Annotated in this window: 20 protein-coding genes and 1 pseudogene; 13 read left to right on the plus strand and 8 right to left on the minus strand. The window is 67.5% G+C overall.

All coding sequences use genetic code 11. The annotated features are described in order from the left end of the window. Nucleotides 1-226 precede the first annotated feature (226 nt). Nucleotides 227-1189 carry a magnesium/cobalt transporter CorA gene (corA, locus tag AC1EJR_RS15710; RefSeq protein ID WP_092298717.1) on the plus strand — a complete coding sequence of 321 codons (963 nt, stop codon included), beginning with the start codon at nucleotides 227-229 and terminating at the stop codon, nucleotides 1187-1189. Nucleotides 1190-1225: 36 nt separating this feature from the next. On the opposite strand, the gene mtgA is transcribed toward corA, so the two are convergent. The 7 genes and pseudogenes from mtgA to mpl form a co-directional block, all read right to left on the minus strand. Then, the gene (gene mtgA / locus AC1EJR_RS15715) at nucleotides 1226-1927 is read right to left on the minus strand and encodes a monofunctional biosynthetic peptidoglycan transglycosylase (RefSeq protein ID WP_441592375.1); all 702 of its coding nucleotides are present in this window, start codon (nucleotides 1925-1927) and stop codon (nucleotides 1226-1228) included. Between the two features lie 71 nt (nucleotides 1928-1998). Continuing rightward, nucleotides 1999-2898, minus strand: coding sequence for a shikimate dehydrogenase (gene aroE, locus AC1EJR_RS15720; RefSeq protein ID WP_092298714.1), 900 nt, complete (start codon nucleotides 2896-2898; stop codon nucleotides 1999-2001). Further along, nucleotides 2898-3827, minus strand: a complete 930-nt coding sequence (locus tag AC1EJR_RS15725) for an energy transducer TonB family protein (protein ID WP_477113381.1) — start codon at nucleotides 3825-3827, stop codon at nucleotides 2898-2900. The genes aroE and AC1EJR_RS15725 overlap by 1 nt, the downstream gene beginning before the upstream one ends. A gap of 126 nt (nucleotides 3828-3953) precedes the next feature. Then, nucleotides 3954-6092, minus strand: a complete 2139-nt coding sequence (locus AC1EJR_RS15730) for a ribonuclease catalytic domain-containing protein (RefSeq protein ID WP_092298711.1) — start codon at nucleotides 6090-6092, stop codon at nucleotides 3954-3956. A gap of 168 nt (nucleotides 6093-6260) precedes the next feature. Continuing rightward, nucleotides 6261-6833 (minus strand): annotated as a pseudogene (locus tag AC1EJR_RS15735) (chorismate--pyruvate lyase family protein); the annotation flags it as partial. Then, complete coding sequence (locus AC1EJR_RS15740) at nucleotides 6830-7447, minus strand: YqiA/YcfP family alpha/beta fold hydrolase (RefSeq protein ID WP_092298705.1); 618 nt, start codon at nucleotides 7445-7447, stop codon at nucleotides 6830-6832. The pseudogene AC1EJR_RS15735 and the gene AC1EJR_RS15740, both read right to left, overlap by 4 nt. A 24-nt stretch (nucleotides 7448-7471) precedes the next feature. Further along, complete coding sequence (gene mpl / locus AC1EJR_RS15745) at nucleotides 7472-8845, minus strand: UDP-N-acetylmuramate:L-alanyl-gamma-D-glutamyl-meso-diaminopimelate ligase (protein ID WP_477106044.1); 1374 nt, start codon at nucleotides 8843-8845, stop codon at nucleotides 7472-7474. A gap of 145 nt (nucleotides 8846-8990) precedes the next feature. Here mpl and AC1EJR_RS15750 point away from each other — a divergent pair, with 145 nt between their 5' ends. From AC1EJR_RS15750 to AC1EJR_RS15795, 10 genes are all read left to right on the plus strand, one after another. Then, nucleotides 8991-9683, plus strand: coding sequence for a UDP-N-acetylmuramate--alanine ligase (locus AC1EJR_RS15750; protein WP_477113382.1), 693 nt, complete (start codon nucleotides 8991-8993; stop codon nucleotides 9681-9683). Nucleotides 9684-9719: 36 nt separating this feature from the next. Next, nucleotides 9720-10274: a TlpA family protein disulfide reductase gene (locus AC1EJR_RS15755; RefSeq protein ID WP_092298696.1), complete on the plus strand. Its 555-nt coding sequence runs from the start codon at nucleotides 9720-9722 to the stop codon at nucleotides 10272-10274. Nucleotides 10275-10486: 212 nt separating this feature from the next. Further along, nucleotides 10487-10975 carry a type II 3-dehydroquinate dehydratase gene (aroQ, locus tag AC1EJR_RS15760; RefSeq protein ID WP_177219981.1) on the plus strand — a complete coding sequence of 163 codons (489 nt, stop codon included), beginning with the start codon at nucleotides 10487-10489 and terminating at the stop codon, nucleotides 10973-10975. A gap of 141 nt (nucleotides 10976-11116) precedes the next feature. Next, nucleotides 11117-11572 (plus strand): acetyl-CoA carboxylase biotin carboxyl carrier protein, encoded by a 456-nt coding sequence (gene accB, locus AC1EJR_RS15765; RefSeq protein ID WP_092298693.1) that lies wholly within the window; start codon nucleotides 11117-11119, stop codon nucleotides 11570-11572. A 195-nt stretch (nucleotides 11573-11767) separates the two neighbouring features. Next, entirely contained in the window at nucleotides 11768-13135 is a 1368-nt protein-coding gene (accC, locus tag AC1EJR_RS15770; protein ID WP_092298690.1) for an acetyl-CoA carboxylase biotin carboxylase subunit, read from the plus strand. Nucleotides 13136-13174: 39 nt separating this feature from the next. Next, nucleotides 13175-14098 (plus strand): 50S ribosomal protein L11 methyltransferase, encoded by a 924-nt coding sequence (gene prmA / locus AC1EJR_RS15775; RefSeq protein ID WP_477113383.1) that lies wholly within the window; start codon nucleotides 13175-13177, stop codon nucleotides 14096-14098. A gap of 9 nt (nucleotides 14099-14107) precedes the next feature. Continuing rightward, entirely contained in the window at nucleotides 14108-15721 is a 1614-nt protein-coding gene (locus AC1EJR_RS15780; RefSeq protein ID WP_477113384.1) for a DUF3426 domain-containing protein, read from the plus strand. 76 nt (nucleotides 15722-15797) lie between these two features. Beyond that, the gene (gene tpx / locus AC1EJR_RS15785; RefSeq protein ID WP_092298681.1) at nucleotides 15798-16298 is read left to right on the plus strand and encodes a thiol peroxidase; all 501 of its coding nucleotides are present in this window, start codon (nucleotides 15798-15800) and stop codon (nucleotides 16296-16298) included. A gap of 111 nt (nucleotides 16299-16409) precedes the next feature. Next, nucleotides 16410-17357, plus strand: coding sequence for a carbohydrate kinase family protein (locus AC1EJR_RS15790; protein ID WP_092298678.1), 948 nt, complete (start codon nucleotides 16410-16412; stop codon nucleotides 17355-17357). 97 nt (nucleotides 17358-17454) lie between these two features. After that, a complete protein-coding gene (locus AC1EJR_RS15795) occupies nucleotides 17455-17934 on the plus strand; it encodes an outer membrane lipoprotein (RefSeq protein WP_369823518.1) in 480 nt (159 codons plus the stop codon). A 225-nt stretch (nucleotides 17935-18159) separates the two neighbouring features. Here AC1EJR_RS15795 and AC1EJR_RS15800 read toward each other — a convergent pair whose 3' ends face one another. Next, entirely contained in the window at nucleotides 18160-18798 is a 639-nt protein-coding gene (locus AC1EJR_RS15800; protein WP_092298675.1) for a histone H1-like DNA-binding protein, read from the minus strand. A gap of 1562 nt (nucleotides 18799-20360) precedes the next feature. Between AC1EJR_RS15800 and AC1EJR_RS15805 the strand changes: the two genes are divergently transcribed. Further along, nucleotides 20361-20825: a DUF2147 domain-containing protein gene (locus AC1EJR_RS15805; protein ID WP_092298671.1), complete on the plus strand. Its 465-nt coding sequence runs from the start codon at nucleotides 20361-20363 to the stop codon at nucleotides 20823-20825. A gap of 198 nt (nucleotides 20826-21023) precedes the next feature. After that, nucleotides 21024-21998: a Bug family tripartite tricarboxylate transporter substrate binding protein gene (locus AC1EJR_RS15810; protein ID WP_441592231.1), complete on the plus strand. Its 975-nt coding sequence runs from the start codon at nucleotides 21024-21026 to the stop codon at nucleotides 21996-21998. The last annotated feature ends 13 nt before the right edge of the window (nucleotides 21999-22011 follow it).

Raw genomic sequence — 22011 nt, forward strand, 5'->3', positions numbered from 1 at the left:
GCCGTCGCCCTGACTGCCGTGTCGCGCTTCGGATCTTCCCTCTCCCGGCCAGCCAGCCAAACCCAGGCAAACGCCATCGCCTTGCCCGCGCGCCGCTTTGTTGCGGCCGTCCGCAGCGCGATCACGCTTGCCCGTGGCCGCGCCATGGTCACCCGGCTGGCTTGCCTTGCCTGCGCCTGTCTTCAATGCATCGACAACCGCGCCATCAGTAACAAGGAACCCAGGGATGATCAACCTGTTCGTCCTGCAGAAAGGCCGGCTTGCCCAGGAGCAGGTCGACGAGCGCAATGAGCTGCTGCAGCACAAGCCCATCTGGATCGACGTCGTCAGCCCCGACGACGAGGAGCTGGCATGGATCAAGGAAGCCTATAACGTCGTCCTGCCGGAACTCGAGGACCTCGGTGACCTGGAAGCGTCCGCCCGGTATTTCGAGGGCGAGGACGAGAACATCCACATCCGCACCGATTTCCTGCTGGCCGAGGACGAGGCGTCGCGCAACGTGCGCGTGGCCTTCGTGCTCACGCGCGACGTGCTGTTCTCCATCCACGACGAGGATCTGCCGGTGTTCCGGCTGGTGCGCCTGCGCGCGCGCATGCGGCCGGGTTCGGTGCGCAATGCCAAGGACGTGCTGATGGACCTGTACGCCACCGACGCCGAGTACTCCGCCGACTCCATCGAGGAGATCTACGAGCGGCTGGAGGAAGCCAGCCGCCGGGTGCTGGCCGAGAACGTGACCGATGCCGCCGCCGCCGACGTGCTGGAAACCATCGCCCGCGAGGAAGACTTGAACGGCCGCATTCGCCGCAACGTCATGGATACGCGCCGCGCGGTGTCGTTCCTGATGCGCAGCCAGCTGCTGTCCGCCGAGCAGCAGGACGAGGCCCGCCAGATCCTGCGCGACATCGACTCCATCGAAAACCACACCGCGTTCCTGTTCGACAAGATCAACTTCTTGATGGATGCGACGGTCGGTTTCATCAACATCAACCAGAACAAGATCATCAAGCTGTTCTCGGTGGTGTCGGTAGCGCTGATGCCGCCGACGTTGATCGCGAGCATCTACGGGATGAACTTCAAGCTGATGCCGGAACTGGACTGGGCCGCGGGCTACCCGTGGGCCATCGCGCTGATGGCCGTGTCGGCGGCGATTCCGCTGATCTACTTCCGCCGCAAGGGCTGGCTGAGCTGAAGTCAGTGCCAGCGCCAGCGCCCGTTGCCGGAAGCGCTAGTCCGGCAGCGTGGCCGCGCCCATGCGGCGCGCGATGATCGACGCCTTGACGCGGAAGTTGACGTGCACGTTGGCGCAATATGTCTTCTTGTCGAAGCATTTCGGCGCCGGCAGCGCCGCCGCGAGCCGCGCGGCCTGCCCGACGCCTAGCTTGGCGGCCGAGGTGTGGAAGTAGTGCTGGGCGGCGGCCTCGGCACCGAAGACGCCCTCGCCCCACTCCACCGAATTCAGGTAAATCTCAAAGATCCGCTGCTTGTCGAGCCAGAACTCGAGCATCCACGTGATGGCCAGCTCCTGGCCCTTGCGCAGGTAGTGCTGCTCGGGCGCCAGGAACAGGTTCTTGGCGAGCTGCTGCGTGATGGTCGACCCGCCGCGCACGATGCGCCCGCGCTGCTTGTTGCGCTCCCAGGCGGTCAGCATCGCGTCGAGGTCGTAGCCGGGATGATTGACGAAATCCGCGTCCTCGCTGGCGATGACCGCGCGCTTCAGGTGCCGCGAGATGTCGTCGTAGCGCACCCACTCGCGCTCGACCCCGCAACTCCAGACATTGGCGCCGCAGAGCCGCCAGCGCTCGGCGCGCATGAAGGTCGTGGACGATGGGTTCACGACCTGCCACGCAGCAATCTGGAGGAAGAAGTAGAGCTGCATCGCCAGCACGCCCGCCACCAGGCAGCCGGCGAGATAGCCGAGCCAGCGCAGCGGATTGGCCGCGCTGCCGGCACGCGCCGGCGATCGGGAGGAAGTCCGCTGGCGCGCCAAGCCGGGTGGCCTCAGCGGGCGGCTTCGGCCTGGAGCCCGGCTCGCAATTCCGCGAGAACGGGGACAGTGTTGGGCCGCACGCCGCGCCAGTTGTAGAACGCCTCGGCGGCCTGCTCCACGAGCATGCCCAGGCCGTCGCTGGTGCGCGCGCCCCATTGGGCGGCGTAGGCCAGGAACACGGTCGGACGGGCGCCGTACATCATGTCGTAGGCCAGCACGCCCTCGCCCAGCAGGTAGTCAGGCACGGGCGGCACTTCGCCCTGGAGGCTGCTCGACGAGGCGTTGATCACCACGTCGCAGCGCTCTTCCTCGCTCAGGGCGGACAGCGCGTCCAGCCCACCGCCCCACAGTTCCACGTTGTACTGGTCGGCCGCTTCGACGAATTCCTCGAGCATATCGCTCGCCTTGGAAGCGGTGCGATTGGCCACCACGATCCGCGCCGGACGGCACTCGATCAGCGGCAGCATCGCTCCCATGGCCGCGCCACCGGCGCCGAGCAGCAGGATGCGCTTGTCTTCCAGCAGCACATCCAGGTTGTCCTGGATGTCGCGGACCAGGCCCACGCCGTCGGTGTTGTCGCCATGGATCAGGCCGTCCTCGATCCACATCGTATTGACCGCGCCCGCGGCTTCGGCGCGCGGGGTCAGGCGGTCGGCCAGGTCGTACGCTTCCAGCTTGAACGGGGTGGTCACGTTGAAGCCGTGGCCACCTTCGGCCAGGAAGCGGCGCACCGTGTCGGCAAAGGCGCCGAGCGGTGCTTCGAGGCGGTCGTACTGCACGGCTTCGCCGGTCTGGCGCGCGAAGGCGGCGTGGATGGCCGGCGAGCGGCTGTGCGAAACGGGGTTGCCCACCACCACGTAGCGGTCTTGCTGCACGGGCGGGTTCGGCTGGGAAGTCAGGTCTGTGGTCATCAACGGGGTTGCAGGCGGACGTCGAGCCCGCTCCGCGTGAACTTGAACGTGGAAATGACTTCCAGGATGTCCTGGCGCTGTTGCATTTCCGGGGTAAAGGCGCCGAACGGCGCGGCGGCGCGCACGATGGCCACGGCCTGGCGGTCCAGCGCGGGGTCGCCCGAACTCTTGGCCACGTCAATGGACTCGACGTTGTAGCCGTCGCGGTTATAGCCGAGCTTGCCGAGCCGGTTGACGTTGATCACCAGGATCAGCTGGCCGTACAGCGGCTTGCCATTGCGCTGGGGGAAGTCGCTCGTGCCGCGCGTCTCGATCTTGCGGCGCAGGCGGTCGTAATACTGGGCGTAGTCCACGCCCTGCGCGCTGGTCGCGGTCAGCTGCATGCGCTTGGGCCGCTTGGCGTACTGCTCCAGGTTCCGGCCGATCTCGGCCTCCAGCCGTGCCATCTCGGTCACGGCGGTGCGGTCGTCCTGGCCACGCGTGGGGGCCGGCTGCCGCTGTTCGCCCGGCTTCACGGGCTGGCTGCGCACGCTCGGCGCGGCTTCGCGCGATTGCGTCATCAGCCGGCGCTGGTCTTCTTCCAGTTGCTCGATGCGGCGCTGCGTCAGCCGCATCAGGTCGCCATCCATGGACTCGGTCTGCGCCGGCAGCGGCGTGGTGGCACGCTGGGCGTCGTGGTCGCCGCCGCCGTCCAGGTTGGCCTGGGCCAGCACGGTCGGGTTGCGGGGGCGTTCGGCGGACTTGGAGTTGACCAGCACCACGTCGAGCTGCGGATCGGACCGCTTGATCTCGAAGACTTCGGGCGCGGCAATCCGCACCATCAGGATCAGCGCGTGAATGGCCACCGACACGGCCAGCGCCTTGGCCAGCGTGCCGCTGGAATGCCACCACTGCAGGGGATGGCGGGGAGCAACAAGAACGGCGTTCACGATGGCGGTGGGCGGGAGCGTCCGGAAAATGCAGACAGTGAATACGAAGGGCGGCCACCCCACCGCAGGCGGGGTTGGCCGGATCAGACTTCGATTGTAAGGGAGCGGATTGCTTTTCCGAAGGGGTCAGGCCGTCGGGCTGGCCCCGGTGTCGCGTGGCGCCGACGCCTCGTCGTCCGAGGCGGGCTCGGCGCCCTCCCCGGCCGGGGTTTCCTGGCCTTCCGGCGCCCCTTCCGAGCCACCCTCGGCAGCCGCTTCCGCCGCATCTTCGGCCGCCGCCTCGGCAGCGGCCTCGGCCGACACTTCCGCCGCCTCCTCGTCGCTCTCCAGCTCTTCCTCGGGGACTTCGCCTTCCCCGGCGAAGACCTCAAGCACGCGGCACGACACTTCCAGCGAAATCTCGTCCGTCGAGGCAATCTCGAGCAGCACCTGGGTGCCCCGGGCCGCCTGCGCCAGTTCCGCCACGCGCGTGACCAGCGGAATCTCGGTAAAGCGCACCGCGCCTTCCTTGAGCACGGTCGCCATCAGCTTCTCGCGGCCTTCCTGGGCCAGCCAGCGCAGGCACCAGTAGCGTTCCATCGTCGACTGGTGCTCGGCATAGGCCGCATAGGTGCCTTCGAAGTCCGCCACAGCGGCCAGCAGGTCGGCATCCTTGGGCTTGAACGGCGCCACCAGCTTGGCCGTGACGCCATGCTGCGCCACCGCCAGGATCTGCCACTGGTTCACCAGATCGACGTAACGGCGCAGCGGCGAGGTGCTCCACGCGTACTGCGCCACGCCCAACCCCTCATGCGGCGCCGGGTAGGTCTGCATCCGCGTACGGTGCATGCCCCACGCCTTCTGGGTGCGATAGATGCCCGGCACGCCGTGGTCGGCCAGGAGCTTGCCCCACGTGCTGTTGGCCAGGATCATCAGCTCGGCCACGATCTTGTCCAGCGGGGAGCCCCGGCGGCGCTGCTCGATGCGCACGCGCTCGGCGCCGCCTTCGAGTTGATCGATATAGAAGTTGTAGTCAGCCCGGTTGTGCGACTCCGGCCGCAGCCCGCTGGCGAGGCGCGCGCGCTGGCGCTCGTCATGCAGGTGGTTGGCCAGGTGGAACAGGTGCGTCAGCGCGGAGCGGAACGGGTAGTCGCCGGTGCCGTTGGCCAGCGCGGCCTCGGTCACCACGTCCTCGAGCAGGTTGTGGCGCAGGTTGGCGGCAATCGGCACCCGCTCGGCGCGGGTTTCGCTGGCGGTGATGGCGATGCCGTCCGGTGTGTTCGGGTCCACCGTCACATAGAGCGACAGCGCCGGGCAGGTGCGCCCTTCCTGGAGCGTGTAGCGCTCCACGATGGGGTCCGGCAGCATGGTGATCTTGTCGCCCGGGAAGTACACCGTGGACAGACGATGCCGCGCGATGGCGTCGAGCGCATCGCCACGCTTGATGCCCAGCGCCGGCGCAGCAATGTGGATACCCACGCGCAGCTTGCCGCCGTCGAGTTCGGTGACGGACAGCGCGTCGTCGATCTCGGTCGTCGTCACATCGTCGATCGAGAACGCCTGCACGTCGGCCAGCGGCAGGTCGCCGCCCGGCTCCGGCACGTCCACGTCCGGGAAGCCGGTGCCCTTCGGGAAGCATTCGGAGAGGAACTTGGCCTCGTGCAGCGCGCGCGGGCTGGACACGCCGCCCACGGCCACCATCAGCCGCATCGGCGTCATGCCGAGCGCCGTGCAGGCGGCGTCCATCGCCTTGAATTCGAGGCTGTTCTTGTCCGGCTTGAACAGCAGTTGCAGCACCTTGCCCCGGAACGCGTCCGGCAGCGTCCGCGCCTTGAGCTGGTCTTCATAGCCGGCCTGCACCAGCGCCTGCTGCTTCTTGCGTTCGACGGCGGCCAGCGCGGCCTGCAGCTGGTCTTCCGGGGCGCGCAGGTAGCGGCCACGGCCCTTGCGGCGGAAATAGACCGGGTTGCCATGCAGCGCCATGGCCAGCGCGGCCTGCTGCACCGGGCCGGCATCGGCGCCGTAGTATTCGGCGGCCAGCTCGGCAAAGCCGAATTCCTCGGCCGGCGCGCATTCCCAGAGGAAGTCGAGGTCGATGTCGGCGGTCAGGTCGCCGGTCTGCCGCACCATTTCGATTGCCGACGGCTGGGCAAACTGCAGCAGCACGTCGCGCGCCTTCACCTTGGTGCGTTTGCCTGCTGGCAATTCCACCTGGTAGGCCTCGCCCTGCTGGGCGAGCACGGTGCCGGCGCGAATTTCGCCGCCTTCTTCAAACAGCAACTGCATGGATCGGTACTTTCAGAAATGCCGGGCGCCGTCACCGCGTGAGCGTGGGAGCGGGTTCCCGGGCAGAGTCGACGGACCGCCCGTGATGGATGGGCGCCGTGGGCCGCCATATGGCAATGGGTCCGGCAGATGTGGCCGGTCGGACTCCGGATGATACCGCACCGCCGCCGGCGCAGGCCGGCGCAGCAGGTCTGGCAGGAAGACCTCGGTCACCAGCATGGTGCCGCCGCCGCGCCGGAACACCGAGCGCCGCGCGGGCAGCATCGGCACATCCTGCATGGCCGGCACCACGCGGGCCAGGGCCTGCCGCAGCGGATGCTCCGGACGCAGCCGCGCAAACTGGAACGGCTCGCGCCGCACGCGCGGATCGATAAACAGCGCCCCACCGAGCGGGCGCTCACCTAAGCCGCGCAGGAACGGCCAGTCGCGCGGCGCGTGGTGCGGATCGACGATGGTATGGGCGAAGATGGCCGGCACATCGTCGCAGATAAGCAGCACTTCGCGCGTGATGGCCGGCACGGGCCGGATCAGGCCGATGGTCCGCCATTCATCGGCAAACGGCCGTTGGAGCGACTGGGCGAGCCGCTTGACGCGGAACTGCGCGGAGGCGGCCATCAGCCGGGCGGTCAGCGAGCCCTCGCCAATCACCCAGCGGCGCAGGTTGAAGGGGATGTCGGCATCGAACGGCAAATGCGCCCGCCACGCGCCGGTGCGCGGCGTCCGGTACAGCGAATCGCTCATGCCGGGTCCGGGCGGGAGGCGGGCAGCTTGCCGCCGGGGCCGTAGCCGCAGAAAGCGAGCACGTCGTCCACGTAGTCTTCGAACTCGCTGATGCCGTGGTCGCTGCCTTCGATGATGCGGATGTGGGCACCCGGGCAGGCTTCGACCATCTCGCGGTAGTCGAGCACCTCGTCGCCAGTCGCCGCCAGCAGGTAATAGCGCGCTGGTTTTGTGATCTTTTCGACACGCAAATCGAGCAATTCCTGAAGGTGGCTACGCTCCACCACGACCGACCCGCCGCCGTGATACAGCGGCTGCTCGCCCAGGTACTTCTCCAGGTCGGTCCACGGATGGATCGCCGGATTGAGCAGCACCGCACGGCAGCCATGGCGCTCGGCCAGCCAGCGCGCATAGAAGCCGCCCAGCGACGAACCGATGATGGCGATGTCCGTCTCGCCGCCGGCGCGGGCGCCCCGAATGGCGGCCTCGGCCTGGGCGATGGCCTGGGCCGGCGAGACATTGAGCGTGGGGCAGGCGAAATATTTCTCCACGCCCCAGGCGCGCATCCGCTCTTGCACAAGCCGCGACTTGAACGATTGCGGCGAGGAGCGGAAGCCGTGCAGATACAGCAGCATCGTCGGACCCTTGTCGATTCTTGATCAGGCTGCGAGCGCGTCGAGCAGCTTCTGATGCACGCCGCCGAAGCCACCATTGCTCATCACGAGCACATGGTCGCCGGGGCGGGCGGCTGCCGTGACGGCCGCGACCAGCTCGCCGAGGTCCTGATAGGCGGCGGCCTTGTCGCCAAGTGGTGCCAGCGCCTCACCGAGGTTCCAGCCCAGCGCGTCCTTGCCCGCCGGCGCACCGTAGCCGAACACCCGATCGGCGCCTTCCAGGCTGGCCGGCAGTTGCGCGGCCATGACGCCGAGCTTCATCGTATTGGAGCGCGGCTCCAGCACAGCCAGGATGCGGGCGTTGCCCACCCGGCGGCGCAGGCCGTCGAGCGTGGTCTGGATGGCCGTGGGATGGTGCGCGAAGTCGTCATAGACCGTGATGCCGTTGGCCACGCCGCGCACTTCCATGCGGCGCTTGACGTTGGCGAAGCGACCCAGCGACTCGATGGCCTGCGCCGGCGTCACGCCCACATGGCGGGCGGCGGCGATGGCAGCAATCGCGTTCATGCGGTTGTGGGTGCCTTGCAGGTCCCAGACGACCGTGCCCTGCACCGCATCGCCGAACCAGACATCGAAGGCATCCTTGCCCGCCGGGGCCGGCGCCTGCGCATCGCTCTCTTTCCAGTCGCCCACGCCGAACTGCTCGACCTCGCTCCAGCAGCCGCGCTCCAGCACGCGCGCCAGCGCCGGCTCCACGCCGTTCACGAGGATGCGGCCCTGACCCGGCACGGTGCGCACCAAGTGATGGAATTGCGTCTCGATGGCGGCAAGATCCGGGAAGATGTCGGCGTGATCGAACTCGAGGTTGTTCAGGATGGCCGTGCGCGGGCGATAGTGGACGAACTTGCTGCGCTTGTCGAAGAAGGCTGTGTCGTATTCGTCGGCTTCGATGACGAAGAAGTCCGATGGTGTCAGTCGCGCGGAGATACCGAAGTTTTGTGGCACGCCGCCGACCAGGAAGCCCGGGTTGTAGCCAGCGTCCTCAAGGATCCAGGACAGCATCGACGTGGTGGTCGTCTTGCCATGCGTACCGGCCACCGCCAGCACCCATTTGCCGTTGAGCACGTGCTCGCCCAGCCATTGCGGGCCGGAGACGTACGGCAGATTGCGATCGAGGATGGCTTCCATCAGCGGATTGCCGCGCGACACCACGTTGCCGATCACGAACAGGTCCGGCTCCAGCGAGAGCTGGGACGGGTCGAAGCCTTCGATCAGGTCGATGCCCTGGGCTTCCAGCTGGGTGCTCATGGGCGGGTAGACGTTGGCGTCGCAGCCGGTCACGCGGTGACCCGCCTGCCGGGCGAGGACCGCAAGGCCGCCCATGAAAGTACCGCAGATGCCGAGGATGTGAATATGCATGGGATGCGTCGGGGGAAATGGCGTGCGCCCGGGGCGCCGGGCGGGATAGCGGTCGATTGTACCCGAGCCCTCCGCCCGGACTGCGACACCCGGCCGCGGCACCAAGCCCGGCACCACGACCAGGCAAGCGGCGTATCATCGCGGCATGTCCAGACGCAACATCCCCGACCCGACCCGCGTACGCGAGGAAATCGCCCAGGCCGCGGCCCGCATGATCGCCGAGGACGGCGCCGACTACGCCACCGCCAAGCGCAAGGCCGCCAAGCAGCTGCTCGGCGACATGCGCGTTGCCGGCGAATGGCTGCCTGATAACGACATGATCGAGGAAGAAGTCCGCGCGTACCAGGCACTGTTCCATGCCGAGAGCCAGCCGCGCATCCTTGCGCTGCTGCGCCGGCTGGCCGTGCTGGCGATGGAAGACCTGGCCAGTTTCCGGCCTTATCTGGTCGGCGCGGTGCTCAACGGCACGGCCACCGAGCATTCCGATGTCTATCTGCAATGCTTCTGCGACAGTCCCAAGGACGTCGCGCTGCACCTGCTCAACGCCGGCGTGGACTTCGACACCAGCGAAGGCCGGCACTTCGCCGGCCGGGGCGACGTGGAGACGCTGAGCTTCCTGTGGCGCGGCCAATGGCCGGCGGCGCGCGAATGCCGCGCGCTGGCCGGCGAGGTCCGCGCGGAACTTGGCGCGCCGGTCGGCATTCATATTGCGCTGTACGATGCCATCGACGAACGCGGCGCCGTGCGGGCGGATGCCAGCGGGCGCGTCGCGCGTGCCGACCTGGCCGCCGTGCGCGCCCTGAGCACCCCCGAGCCGGCCGAACCGCCCGCGCCCTGATCCTCCGAACCCTCTCTATATAGATAGCGCCCCCAGATGACCGCCTCCGCACCCGGCTCCACCCCCATTCGCCGCTCCCGCCTGGGCCTGTGGCTCGTCGTTGCCATCGTGGCCGCCGCTGGCGGCGCCATCGTCGGTCATTTCGTGTTATCTCCCAAGCCGGTGGCCGACCAGGCCGTCGAGACCTTCTTCCAGACCAAGATGCCGGACCCCGCCGGGGTGGAACTGGATCTGACCAAGCTGCGCGGCAAGACCCTGGTGGTGAACTTCTGGGCGCCCTGGTGCGGCCCGTGCGTGGAAGAAATGCCCGAGTTGACGGCCTTGCATGGCGAATATGCCCAGCGCAACGTCGAATTCGTCGGCATCGGCATCGATTCGGCCAGCAATATCCAGCAGTTCCTCAAGAAGGTGCCGGTGGCCTATCCACTGGCCGTGGCCGGGTTCGCAGGCACCGAGCTGTCGCGCAGTTTCGGCAACGCGCAGGGTGGCCTGCCCTATACCGTGGTCATCAACCCCGACGGCTCGGTGAAATACCGCAAGATGGGCCGCGTGCACGCCGAGGAATTGCGCAAGGTGCTGCCCGGCGCGTGAAATCGGGCTTCTGGGCCGAAACACGGCCCAACTGCCCGGGATCTCCGCTCAATGGGGTGACTACCACCCCAGTCTGAGCGCGCGGACACCAAATTCCGTGAGAAGACTCTGAAATGCGCCGGCCACGCCACGTGGCCTTGTATCGCGTGCTAGACAAATCCCTCTAAGCTACGGTAATCTCCGCGCAATTTCGTTGATCTGGTCGAGCTACCGTGTCTTCAACTTCCGCCGAAAACGGCGCCGCGCGCTACCGGAAGGTGCTGGTCCTGCATGGACCGAACCTCAATATGCTGGGCACGCGCGAACCGCAGACGTACGGGCACACGACGCTCGCCGACATCAACGATGCGCTGGCAAAACGCGCCGCCACGGCTGGCCTGGATCTTGATACGTTCCAGTCCAACCATGAAGGGGCGCTGGTGGATCGTATCCAGGCAGCACGCGGCGAGGGGGTGGACTTCATCCTCATCAACCCGGCAGCCTATACGCACACCAGCGTGGCGCTGCGCGATGCCCTGGCCGCCGTGGCGATCCCGTTCGTGGAGATACATCTGTCGAACGTGCATCGCCGCGAACCGTTCCGTCATCACTCGTATTTCTCGGATCAGGCCGTGGGCGTGATCTGCGGCCTGGGCTGGCAGGGTTACCTGCTGGCGCTGGAATACGTGCTGGGGCAGACGGCCGCGGCCCCGGGCGATTGAAGGCTGCCCGCGCGTCGGCACAGCATCAGGAATGCCCGGACCCTGCCTCGCGGCCAGCGCGGCAGACCAATCAATGACTCACCGCCGCCGTTTCCTTCCCTCGGGAGGAGACCGGACAACCCGATTCTGGAGGATAAGAAGATGGACCTGCGCAAGCTGAAGACGCTGATCGACCTGGTGGCCGAATCCGGCATCTCGGAACTGGAAGTCACCGAAGGTGACGGCAAGGTACGCATCGTCAAGGCGCCGCCCCAGGTGATCGCCGCCCCGATGGCCATGCCCCAGATGCAGGCCCTGCCGGGCGCTGCCCCCGTCGCCCCGATGGCGCCGGCCGCCGCACCGGAAGCCGCCCAGGTTCCGTCGGGCCACGTCGTCACCTCGCCGATGGTCGGCACGTTCTACCGCGCACCGTCGCCGGGCGCCGCCCCGTTCGTGAACGTGGGCGACACCGTCAAGGAAGGCCAGACCGTCTGCATCATCGAGGCCATGAAGCTGCTCAACGAAATCGAGTGCGACAAGGCCGGCGTGATCAAGGAAATCCTGGTCGAGAACGGCCAGGCCGTCGAATACGGCCAACCGCTGTTCGTGATCGGCTGATGCGAGCCTGCCCGCCGCGCCCCCGTCGCCCGCGCCCAATCGGCCCCGGCACGGGGATCGGGGCGGGCCTGCATCGCCCCTGCTCCCCCATGCTTGGCACGCTTCAGGCCGCCGCGTGGCGCCCTGCTTTGCAACACCGGCCCCGCGCCGGGGCCCGACTTGCCGGGCCGGCACCCGTTCTCGCAGAGAGAGACCATGTTTGAAAAAATTCTGATCGCGAACCGGGGCGAAATCGCCCTTCGCATCCAGCGCGCCTGCCGCGAGCTGGGTATCAAGACCGTGGTGGTGTACTCGGAAGCCGACAAGGAAGCCAAGTACGTCAAGCTGGCCGACGAGGCCGTCTGTATCGGCCCGGCGCCGTCCCCGCTGTCGTACCTGAACATGCCGGCCATCATCTCGGCCGCCGAGGTCACCGACGCCCAGGCCATCCACCCGGGCTACGGCTTCCTGTCGGAGAACGCCGACTTCGCCGAGCGCGTGGAGAAGTCCGGCTTCGTCTTCATCGGCCCGACCTCGGACAGCATTCGCCTGATGGGCGACAAGGTGTCCGCCAAGCAGTCCATGATCAAGTCCGGCGTGCCGTGCGTGCCGGGCTCCGAAGGCGCCCTGCCCGACGACCCCAAGGAAATCCTGGCCACCGCGCGCCGCGTGGGCTATCCGGTCATCATCAAGGCCGCTGGCGGCGGTGGTGGCCGTGGCATGCGCGTGGTGCACACCGAGGCCGCGCTGATCAACGCCGTCAACATGACGCGCGAGGAAGCCGGCCGCGCCTTCGGCAACCCCGAGGTCTACATGGAGAAGTTCCTGGAGAATCCGCGCCACGTGGAAATCCAGATCCTGGCAGACCAGCACCGGCAAGCCATCTGGCTGGGCGAGCGTGACTGCTCGATGCAGCGCCGCCACCAGAAGGTGATCGAGGAAGCACCGGCCCCGCACATCCCGCGCCGCCTGATCGAGCGCATCGGCGACCGCTGCGCCGAGGCCTGCAAGAAGATCGGCTACCGGGGCGCCGGCACGTTCGAGTTCCTGTACGAGAACAACGAGTTCTACTTCATCGAGATGAACACGCGCGTGCAGGTGGAGCACCCGGTCACCGAGATGATCACGGGCATCGACATCGTGCAGGAACAGATCCGCATCGCCTACGGCGAGAAGCTGCGCTTCCGCCAGAAGGACGTGCAGATCCAGGGCCACGCCCTCGAGTGCCGGATCAACGCCGAGGACCCGTTCAAGTTCACGCCGTCGCCGGGCCGCATCACCGCCTGGCACATGCCGGGCGGCCCCGGCGTGCGGGTGGACTCGCACGCGTATGATGGCTACTTCGTGCCGCCTAACTACGATTCGATGATCGGCAAGATCATCACGTACGGCGCCACGCGTGACCAGGCCATCGCCCGCATGCGCATCGCGCTGTCGGAGATGGTGGTGGACGGCATCCTGACCAATGTGCCGCTGCACCGCGAACTGATGCTCGATGCCAACTTCGTCGAAGGCGGCACCAGCATCCATTATCTTGAACACCGCCTGGCCCAGAAGGCCGTGGCCAAGGGCGAGAAGGCCTGAGGCCCCGCCTCGGCCGGCATCGTCGCAGCAAGGAATCACGTGGCTTTCCAGGAATGTGTGATCGAAATTGCGCAGGAGCAGGCCGAGGCCTGGTCCGACGCATTGTTCGACCTCGGCGCGCTGTCGGTCTCGGTGGAAGACGCCGATGCCGACACGCCCGATGAGCAGCCGCTGTTCGGCGAGCCCGGGCTCGAGCCGACGCGGCTGGCCTGGAACCGCTCGCGCGTGGTGGCCCTGTTCGACGACGAGACCGACCCGGCGCTCGTGGTGGCTGCGGCCGCCAACGCGCTGAATGCCGATCCGGTGCCGGACTACGCGTTGCGCGCGGTGGAAGACCAGGACTGGGTGCGCCTGACCCAGTCGCAGTTCGCGCCGATCCGCATCGGCGAACGGCTCTGGGTGGTGCCGTCGTGGCACGACGCCCCGGAGCCGGACGCCGTGGTGCTGGAGCTGGACCCCGGCCTGGCCTTCGGCACGGGCAGCCATCCGACCACGCGGCTGTGCATGCAGTGGCTCGAGCAGAACGTGCGGGCCGGCGAGACCGTGCTCGATTACGGCTGCGGCTCGGGCATCCTGGCCATCGTCGCCAAGAAACTCGGTGCGGGCGATACGCTCGGCATCGACATCGATCCGAATGCCGTGGAGGCGTCGCGCTACAACGCGGAACGCAACCAGGTGGCGGCCACTTTCGCGCTGCCGGATTCCGTATCAGACGCCACCTACAACCTCGTGGTGGCCAATATCCTCTCCAATCCGCTCAAGCTGATGGCGGCCATGCTCAGTGCGCGCGTGCGCCCGGGCGGCCGGCTGATCCTCTCGGGCGTGCTGGAACGGCAGGCGGACGAAGTGGCCGCCGCCTATGCGCCCTGGCTGGCCATGTCGGTCTGGCGCAGCGAGGAAGGCTGGGTCTGCCTGCACGGCACCCGCGCCGACGCCGCCAGCTCCTCCGCCAACCCTTCCTGATTCGACACCATGGCTGCCGCCAAGCTTGTCACGCGTTGTCCGGCCTGCCGCACCGCGTTCCGGCTTGTGGCGGACCAGTTGCGCCTGCGCCAGGGCCTGGTCCGTTGCGGACAGTGCGATACCGTCTTCGACGCGCGCGAACACCTGATTGAAGTGCCGGTACCGGCCGCCTCGGCTGCCGCGCCGACGCCTGCGCCGGTGCCGACGACGGTGTCAACGACTGCCGGCCCGAGCGTGGCCGCTGCGCTGGCCCATGCCGAGCAGGCCCAGGCCAACGCGCGTGCCCATGCGCAGGAAACGCCGTTCGATCCGGGCTTCGATCCCGGCTATGACGTGCCGGCGCTCGATTCGCCGACCATGATGATGCCGGAGGCCGAGCAGCCGCCGGTACGGCAAGAGCCAGCACCCGAGGCGCCACCGGCGCCGCAGCCGGAGGTGGAACTGGGTCTGGCGCCGGAACATGAGAACGAAGTCGAGCCGGAACCGGTGGTTGTGCCAGAACCGGAACCGGCGTCCGTGGCGGAAGTTGCGCCCGAGCCGGAACCCGAACCCGAGCCCGAGCCCATAGAGGAAGCCGCAGCGCCCGCGCCTGTCGCGCCGTCGGCACCCTGGCCGACCCTCGATCATTCGGCCTTTGGCGAACCTCTCCCTGCCCCGGCGGCACCCGCCCCGGCCGTGCCGGCGCACTCGTCACTCGACCCCGCTGCGGCATTCGCCCCGGCGTCGGCCAGCCCGCCGCCGTCCGGCGCGTACAGCGCCAGGGCCGCGTGGCCGCCGGTGCCGTCCTCGAGTCCATCCCCCAGCCCCACGCCGGAGGCGGCCGAGCCGCTGCCGCCGACCAACCCCTTCCCGCATACCGAGCCGGTACGCAGCGCGAGCGAATACCTGCGTGCCGCCGATCCCACCGTGGCGCCGGCCGAGGAATTCGCGCGTGAAGGGAAGGACGATGTCGCGTCGGCCAGCGCCAATGCGCTCGATACGTCGCGCGAGGGCACGCCCGATGCCATCGCACGCGAATCCACCACGCGCCACTGGATCCGCCGCGAGGTATCGCCGGGCCCGGTCTTCGCCCCCGATTTCCTGCGCCACGCGCGTGACCGCGAACGCGCGCGCCCGGCACGCGCCAAGGTGGTCGTGCCTGTCAGCAAGCGCGTCTGGGTGCGCATCGCCGTGGTGCTGCTGGCCATCGGCGCGCTGCTGCAGGGCGCCTACCTCGGCCGCAGCCAGCTGGCCGGCCGCGTGCCGGTGCTGCGTCCGCTGCTCGAGGCCGCCTGTGCGCCACTTGGCTGCGAGGTGCCGCCCTGGCGCGACCTCGAAGCGCTGCGCATCGACAGCTCCCAGCTTCAGAAACAGGACGAGGCGACCGATGTTTACCAGCTCGCCGTCACCATGCGTAACCAGGGCCGCGCCACTACCGCGCTGCCCGCGATCGAACTGGTGATGACCGACCTGCAAGACCAGTTGCTGCTGCGCCGCGTGCTGCAACCGACCGAATACCTCGAGCCCGCGCAGCGTGCCTTCGCAACGCTGGGCCTGCGCGCGGGCAGCGAGCTGCCGGTTCGGGTACGATTCCGGACAGACCAGACGGCGGCCAACTACCGCGTGCTGATCTTCTACCCCTGATATCCAGCGCCCCGCCGCGCCGCCGGTTCGCACCGGGCAGCGCGGACGAACATCCCATCCCAGTACAGGAGTGACCATGAGCAATGTGACCCTCGGCGGCAACGCCATCGAAGTTGGCGGCAAGTTTCCCCAGGCAGGCGACAAGGCCCCCGACTTTTCCCTCGTGGGCAAGGACCTGAAGGATGTGAAGCTGGCCGACTTCGCCGGCAAGCGCAAGGTGCTGAACATCGTGCCGAGCCTGGATACGCCGGTGTGCCAGGCATCCGCCCGCAAGTTCAATGAAGCTGCCAGCACGCTGGACAACACCGTGGTGCTGACCATCTCGGCCGACCTGCCGTTCGCCATGGGCCGCTTCTGCACGGCCGAAGGCCTGGCCAACGTGGTGCCGCTCTCGACCATGCGTGGCGCCGAGTTCAAGAACGCCTATGGCGTGGACATCAAGACCGGCCCGCTGGCCGGCGTGGCCGCACGCGCCGTGGTCGTGCTCGACGAAAACAACGCTGTGAAGTACAGCGAACTCGTGCCCGAGATCAAGCAAGAACCGAACTACGACGCCGCCCTGGCCGCGTTGAAGTAAGCTGCCGGAGGCCTTCGGCATCACCGGTATCTGACAAGTACGACCGCCGCCCGTCTCCGCACGGGCGGCGTCTTTTTCAACCGTATCATCCGTATTCGATTGCGAGGAAGAATGGCCAGCTTGATCTGTGGCTCCGTTGCCTACGACACCATCATGACGTTCGACGGGCGCTTCCGCGAACACATCCTGCCCGACCAGATCCACATGCTGAACGTGTCGTTCCTGGTGCCGGGCATGCGGCGAGAGTTTGGCGGCTGCGCCGGCAACATCGCCTACACGCTCAAGATGCTCGGCGGCGAGCCAGTGGTGATGGGCACCGTGGGCGAGGACGCCGGCCCGTACCTGGACTACCTGCGCAAACTCGACATCGTCACGGATCACATCCGCACGCTGCCGGGCACCTTCACCGCGCAGGCGATGATCACGACCGATCTCGACAACAACCAGATCACCGCCTTCCACCCGGGCGCGATGAGCCAGTCGCAGCTGAACAGCGTGCAGGATGCGCTGACGGCCGGCCGCCAGCCCGCCCTGGGCATCGTGGCGCCGGACAGCCGCGAGGGCATGCTGCACCACGCGCAGCAGTTCGCCGAAGCCGGCATTCCGTTCATCTTTGATCTGGGTCAGGCCATGCCCCTGTTCAACGGCGAAGACCTGCGCCAGTTCATTGAACTCGCCAGCTACGTGACGGTCAATGACTACGAAGCGCAGGTCCTGCTGTCCCGCACGGCCTGGACCAGCGCCGAGGTTGCCGCCAAGGTTCGCGCGTTCATCGTGACGCACGGCGAGCGCGGCGCCAGCATCTTTGCCGATGGCCAGCAGTACGCCATTCCGGCCGTGCCCGCCGAACAGGTCGTCGACCCCACCGGTTGCGGCGACGCCTTCCGCGGCGGCCTGCTCTACGGCATCGAAAACGGGTTGGACTGGGAAACCACCGGCCGCCTCGCCTCGCTCATGGGCGCGCTCAAGATCGCCCGCCAGGGGCCGCAGAACCACTGGCTCTCGCGCGAGGACATCGGCAACCGGTTCCAGTCCGCATTCGGTTACCGCTACGCGTAAGCCGGACGCTGCCGGCGCCGTGCCCACAAGGCGGCGGCGCCCGGCCGGCATCCGCCGACATCGCGGAGCGCGGGTCTTTACGGGAAGGAAGTCAATCATGAGAAACATCGTGCCGAACATCGTCCGCACCGGCGGCGTGGCCGTCCTGGTGGCGGCAAGCCTGGTCTCGGGCTGCGCCAGCTGGTCGAACTCCAACAGCGTCTACACCTCGGGCCAGGCCCAGCGTGAGCAGACCGTGCGCTACGGCGTGGTGGAGGGCGTACGCGAGGTGCTGATCCAGGGCGGGCAGACCGGCGCGGGCACGCTGGCCGGTGGCGCCATCGGCGGCATCGCGGCGGGCAGCACCATCGGCGGCGGCAACGGCGCGATTGCGGCGGGCCTGCTGGGCGCAGTGATCGGCGGCCTGGCCGGCAGCGCGGCGGAGAACAAGATCCAGCAGCGTCGCGGCCTGGAGATCACGGTGAAGCTCGACAACGGCGAGATGCGCGCCATCACCCAGGAAGCCGACGAGGCGTTCCGACCCGGCGAGCGCGTGCGCCTGCTGTCCTCGGGCGGCGTGACGCGCGTGACCCACTGATCGCACCACGCACCCGGACCGGGCACACCGTGCCCGACCCCAACGCCGCGCGCCTCCGGGCCGCGGCGTTTTTCTTTGGGCGATAAAAAACCCGCCGGGCGAATGCCATCGGCGGGTCGGCAAGACAGCTGTCTTGCGGACCGGATACGAGGTATCCGGTCAGTGCGGCACGCGATGCGTGCCCTGGCGCTTCCCAGTTGTGATCGTTCGCACGAGGCGAAGCGATTACGGACGGGTACCCGTCGGGAACGGCCAGGCCGCAGCCGGGTTCAGCGCGGTCTTTGCAGCAGCAGCGGGTGCAACGGCAGGAGCCGCGGCAGGCTTGGCAGCAGGCGCCTTCTTGGCAGCCGGCTTCTTCGCAGCAGCCTTCTTGGCAGCCGGCTTCTTCGCAGCAGCAGGCTTCTTGGCAGCAGCAGGCTTCTTCGCAGCAGCCGGCTTCTTCGCAGCAGCAGCCTTCTTGGCCGGTGCAGCCTTCTTGGCCGGAGCGGCCTTCTTGGCTACAGCCTTCTTGGCGGCCGGCTTCTTGGCGGCAACGGCCTTCTTGGCCGGGGCCTTCTTGGCGGCTACCTTCTTGACCGCGGCCTTCTTGGCCGGGGCTGCCTTCTTGGCGACTACCTTCTTGGCTGCAACTTTCTTCGTTGCAACCTTCTTGGCGGCTACCTTCTTCACAGCGGCCTTCTTTGCCGGTGCCTTCTTGGCGGCTACCTTCTTGGCAGCAACCTTCTTCGTTGCAACCTTCTTGGCAGCAGCCTTCTTGGCGGCCGGAGCAGCCTTCTTGGCGGCGACCTTCTTCACGACGGCCTTCTTGGCGGCCGGCTTGGCGGCTTTCTTAGCCGCCGGCTTTTTCTTTGCAGCAGTTGCCATGGATAACTCCTTCACTAGCGTGAAATATCGAATGACCTAGGATGGCGACCCGACCGACCCGAAGCGCGATACCGCGTGACTCCAGTCGAGCGAGCGATTCATCGGCGCACGGCACAGCTTCGGTCGCACGCTAATGAATTCGGTGACAGGGATGCCGCGACACGCGGCGTTCAAGCGGCAGCGCAACGGACCCCCGCGGGCGGCAAAGCCAGCCTGCAGGCGGGTGTCCGGGGCATGCCGCGCCCTGGAATATTCGATTGGCCCGCGCCGCCCGTTACGTCGGCGCACGACCAGGAAAGAGGAGATATCGGTCAGCAGGCCTGCGGTGCGGGCATGGCCTCGCGCACGGCAGACGGCAATCATTCGGGGGTAGCTCGCCCATCCCGTCACTGGGCTACAGGAGACTGCACGCGTTTTGAGAAGCCGGTTCGGCTTGGTCTGCGTCAAAGTTCTGGTGCTCCTCGGCTACCCGCATTCACTGCATCGAGTCATCGCCATCATCGTTGCTTCTGCTTGTTGCTTGTCGCTGCGATACGTCGATGCAATGAACTGAGACTCTTGTCAAGGCGAATCATAATTCGTTTGTTCGATGATGTTAAGAAAAAAGTGCAAAAAAACTTGCGTGCGCGAGCGAGTCGATCTACTTCGCTCACGCATCGCGATGACAGCATCATCGACACGCTTGTTCATCTCGACTTCCACACGCCTTCCGAAGTTCCTCCGCGAGGTCGATGCGCGTCGATTCGATGGCGTCGCGCACTGCGTCGCACAGCCTCGCGTGACACCTCGCCGCCCTCGATCGCACACTGTCGAAGGCTGCCGAACGCGCCGTCAACACGCACGGCGGCGCGCCGCGCGATCCACCGGAAAGCCGCATGGATGTTGGCTTTCACGGCGATGGCATGTAATGCGCACGGTGCCTCGCCACGGCATGCTGGCCACGCACGCGCACGCCGCGATGGCCTCGCACGGCGACGCTCCGGCACTCGCTCGGCACGCTTCACGCGCATCGATGCGCGAGGGTTCGATGTCATCGCGTCGGACATGCGCCGACACCGCCGTGCGTCGATCCGACAGTTGCGCGAGTACGACGAAAGAGTGATGCGTCAACGCAACGGTTTGTCACCGTGCGCGATGCGATGACGATGTTTGGACACGCTTCGACACGTCATCGACACGCGCCGGCATCGCTTCGACAGCGCGCGACACCACCCGCGACACACCCGATGCAGCGTCGCACCGCGTGCGTGCGACACAGCGCTGCGTGGTCAGAGAACACAGCGTGCCGATGGGGTGTCGATGAGGTACCGGCCGAGCGTCCGCAGGCGCCCGGACGACCCTGGAGTTCCCCTTAGAGGAATGCTTCGGCCCCGCCGCGCGGCGTCGCATGCTGCACGGCATAATCCCGCAAACCCCCGTACGGCGGTCGATTGCGGGGGACGGCGGCGCACCGCTGGTGCGTACGCAAACGCGCAGTGGTGATTGCGGTGCGGCGCGCGCGCCAGTAGATTGGCGTCGCGACACCTTCGCACCATCCCGACACACTGAACCAGGAGACCCTCATGCGCATTTCCCTCCCACGCACGCTGCTGCGCGCCACCGTGTTCGCGGCCGCCTTCGCCGCCAGCGCCGTGGCGCTCGCGCAGGCCACGCCGGCCGGCACGTGGAAGACCATCGACGACGCCACCGGCAAGCCGCGCGGCGTGATCGAGATCACCGAGAAGGACGGCGTCTACAGCGGGCGCCTCGTGAAGAGCCTGGTGGAGACCGCCGAGAGCAAACCCAAGGTCTGCGACAAGTGCACCGACGCCCGCAAGGACCAGCCGGTCATCGGCATGACGCTGCTGACGGGCCTGCGCAAGACGGGCGACAACGAGTACACCGGCGGCGAGATCCTCGACCCCGAGACCGGCAAGCTTTACAAGTGCAAGATGGCGCTGGCGGACGACGGCAAGAAGCTCAACGTGCGCGGCTTCATCGGCATCAGCCTGATCGGCCGCACCCAGACCTGGGAACGCGATCATTGACCGGTCATCGGTTCCCGCACGCCGTCCTCGCCCTCCTCTCCCTCCTTGCCGTCACACTGTGCACAGCATGAATAGCGCCGCCGCCCGCCCCGGGCGCCGGCCGCCCTCCCCGCTGCGCTGATCCGCCGTCAGGCAATTGACAGCCGCATTCGGTACCATCGACGTTGGTACACACCACAACAGATACCGGAGACAAGCATGCGTATCCCCATCCATGGCGGGGCGATGGCCCTCGCCCTCGCCACCGCCGCGCTGTGCGGCACCGCCCCGGCCCATGCCGCCGACGCCTGGCCCAACCACGTGATCAAGTTCGTCGTGCCGTTCACGGCAGGCGGCGCCAACGACCTCGTCGCTCGCGCGGGGGCCGAAGCGGTGAGCAAGCGGATCGGCCAGCCCGTGGTGATCGAGAACCGGCCGGGCGCCGGCGGCGTGGTCGGCGCGGACTACGTCGCCAAGAGCAAGCCGGACGGCTACACCTTCCTGGTGGGCGCCGTGGGCACGGTCACCAACAGCCTGATTCGCACGAAGATGCCGTATGCGCCCGATGACCTCGTGCCGGTTGGGCTGATCGCGGTCAGCCCGTCGGTCATCGTCGCGTCGCCGTCGCTGCCGGTGAACAACCTCAAGGATCTGATCGAGTACTCGAAGAAGCAGGGTGGCGCGCCGTTCGCCACCGCCGGCAGCGGCAGCACGCCCCACTTCGTCGAGGAGATGCTCAAGGAGAAGGGCGCGCAGCTGACCGTGGTGCCGTACAAGAGCGGCTCGGAGAGCATCACGGCGGTGATCGGCGGCCAGGTGGCGGCGACTTCGGAGGCCAGCGTGGTGGTATTGCCACAGATCAAGGCCGGCAAGCTCAAGGCGCTGGGCGCAACCTGGGACAAGCGCATGGCTGCCGCGCCCAACATCCCCACCACGGCCGAGCAGGGCCTGCCCGAGGTGCGGATCGGCCATTGGGCCGGCATCTTCGCGCCGAAGGGCACGGATCCGGCGATCATCAAGCGGCTGAATGCGGAGCTGACCGCCGGCATGCAGACGCCGGAGATCCGCGAGCGGCTGCTGCCAAACGGCATCGAGCCGGCGGGCGGCTCGGTGGAGAGCTTCGTCGCGTTCATCCATGCCGAGCGCGAGCGGCTCGGTCGCCTGGCGAAGAACGCGCACATGACCGCCGAGTAACGATTACAACGCT

This window comes from Cupriavidus sp. 05T42 (genome assembly GCF_056396345.1).

Bases quoted from the DNA above. Each gene is read 5' to 3' on its own strand.
- AC1EJR_RS15805 (WP_092298671.1), top strand. From the start codon at position 20,361: ATGCGCATTTCCCTCCCACGCACGCTGCTGCGCGCCACCGTGTTCGCG.
- AC1EJR_RS15810 (WP_441592231.1), top strand. From the start codon at position 21,024: ATGCGTATCCCCATCCATGGCGGGGCGATGGCCCTCGCCCTCGCCACC.
- accB (WP_092298693.1), top strand. From the start codon at position 11,117: ATGGACCTGCGCAAGCTGAAGACGCTGATCGACCTGGTGGCCGAATCC.
- AC1EJR_RS15780 (WP_477113384.1), top strand. From the start codon at position 14,108: ATGGCTGCCGCCAAGCTTGTCACGCGTTGTCCGGCCTGCCGCACCGCG.
- AC1EJR_RS15790 (WP_092298678.1), top strand. From the start codon at position 16,410: ATGGCCAGCTTGATCTGTGGCTCCGTTGCCTACGACACCATCATGACG.
- accC (WP_092298690.1), top strand. From the start codon at position 11,768: ATGTTTGAAAAAATTCTGATCGCGAACCGGGGCGAAATCGCCCTTCGC.
- AC1EJR_RS15800 (WP_092298675.1), bottom strand. From the start codon at position 18,798: ATGGCAACTGCTGCAAAGAAAAAGCCGGCGGCTAAGAAAGCCGCCAAG.
- aroE (WP_092298714.1), bottom strand. From the start codon at position 2,898: ATGACCACAGACCTGACTTCCCAGCCGAACCCGCCCGTGCAGCAAGAC.
- AC1EJR_RS15755 (WP_092298696.1), top strand. From the start codon at position 9,720: ATGACCGCCTCCGCACCCGGCTCCACCCCCATTCGCCGCTCCCGCCTG.
- corA (WP_092298717.1), top strand. From the start codon at position 227: ATGATCAACCTGTTCGTCCTGCAGAAAGGCCGGCTTGCCCAGGAGCAG.
- AC1EJR_RS15795 (WP_369823518.1), top strand. From the start codon at position 17,455: ATGAGAAACATCGTGCCGAACATCGTCCGCACCGGCGGCGTGGCCGTC.
- mpl (WP_477106044.1), bottom strand. From the start codon at position 8,845: ATGCATATTCACATCCTCGGCATCTGCGGTACTTTCATGGGCGGCCTT.
- AC1EJR_RS15750 (WP_477113382.1), top strand. From the start codon at position 8,991: ATGTCCAGACGCAACATCCCCGACCCGACCCGCGTACGCGAGGAAATC.
- AC1EJR_RS15730 (WP_092298711.1), bottom strand. From the start codon at position 6,092: ATGCAGTTGCTGTTTGAAGAAGGCGGCGAAATTCGCGCCGGCACCGTG.
- tpx (WP_092298681.1), top strand. From the start codon at position 15,798: ATGAGCAATGTGACCCTCGGCGGCAACGCCATCGAAGTTGGCGGCAAG.
- AC1EJR_RS15740 (WP_092298705.1), bottom strand. From the start codon at position 7,447: ATGCTGCTGTATCTGCACGGCTTCCGCTCCTCGCCGCAATCGTTCAAG.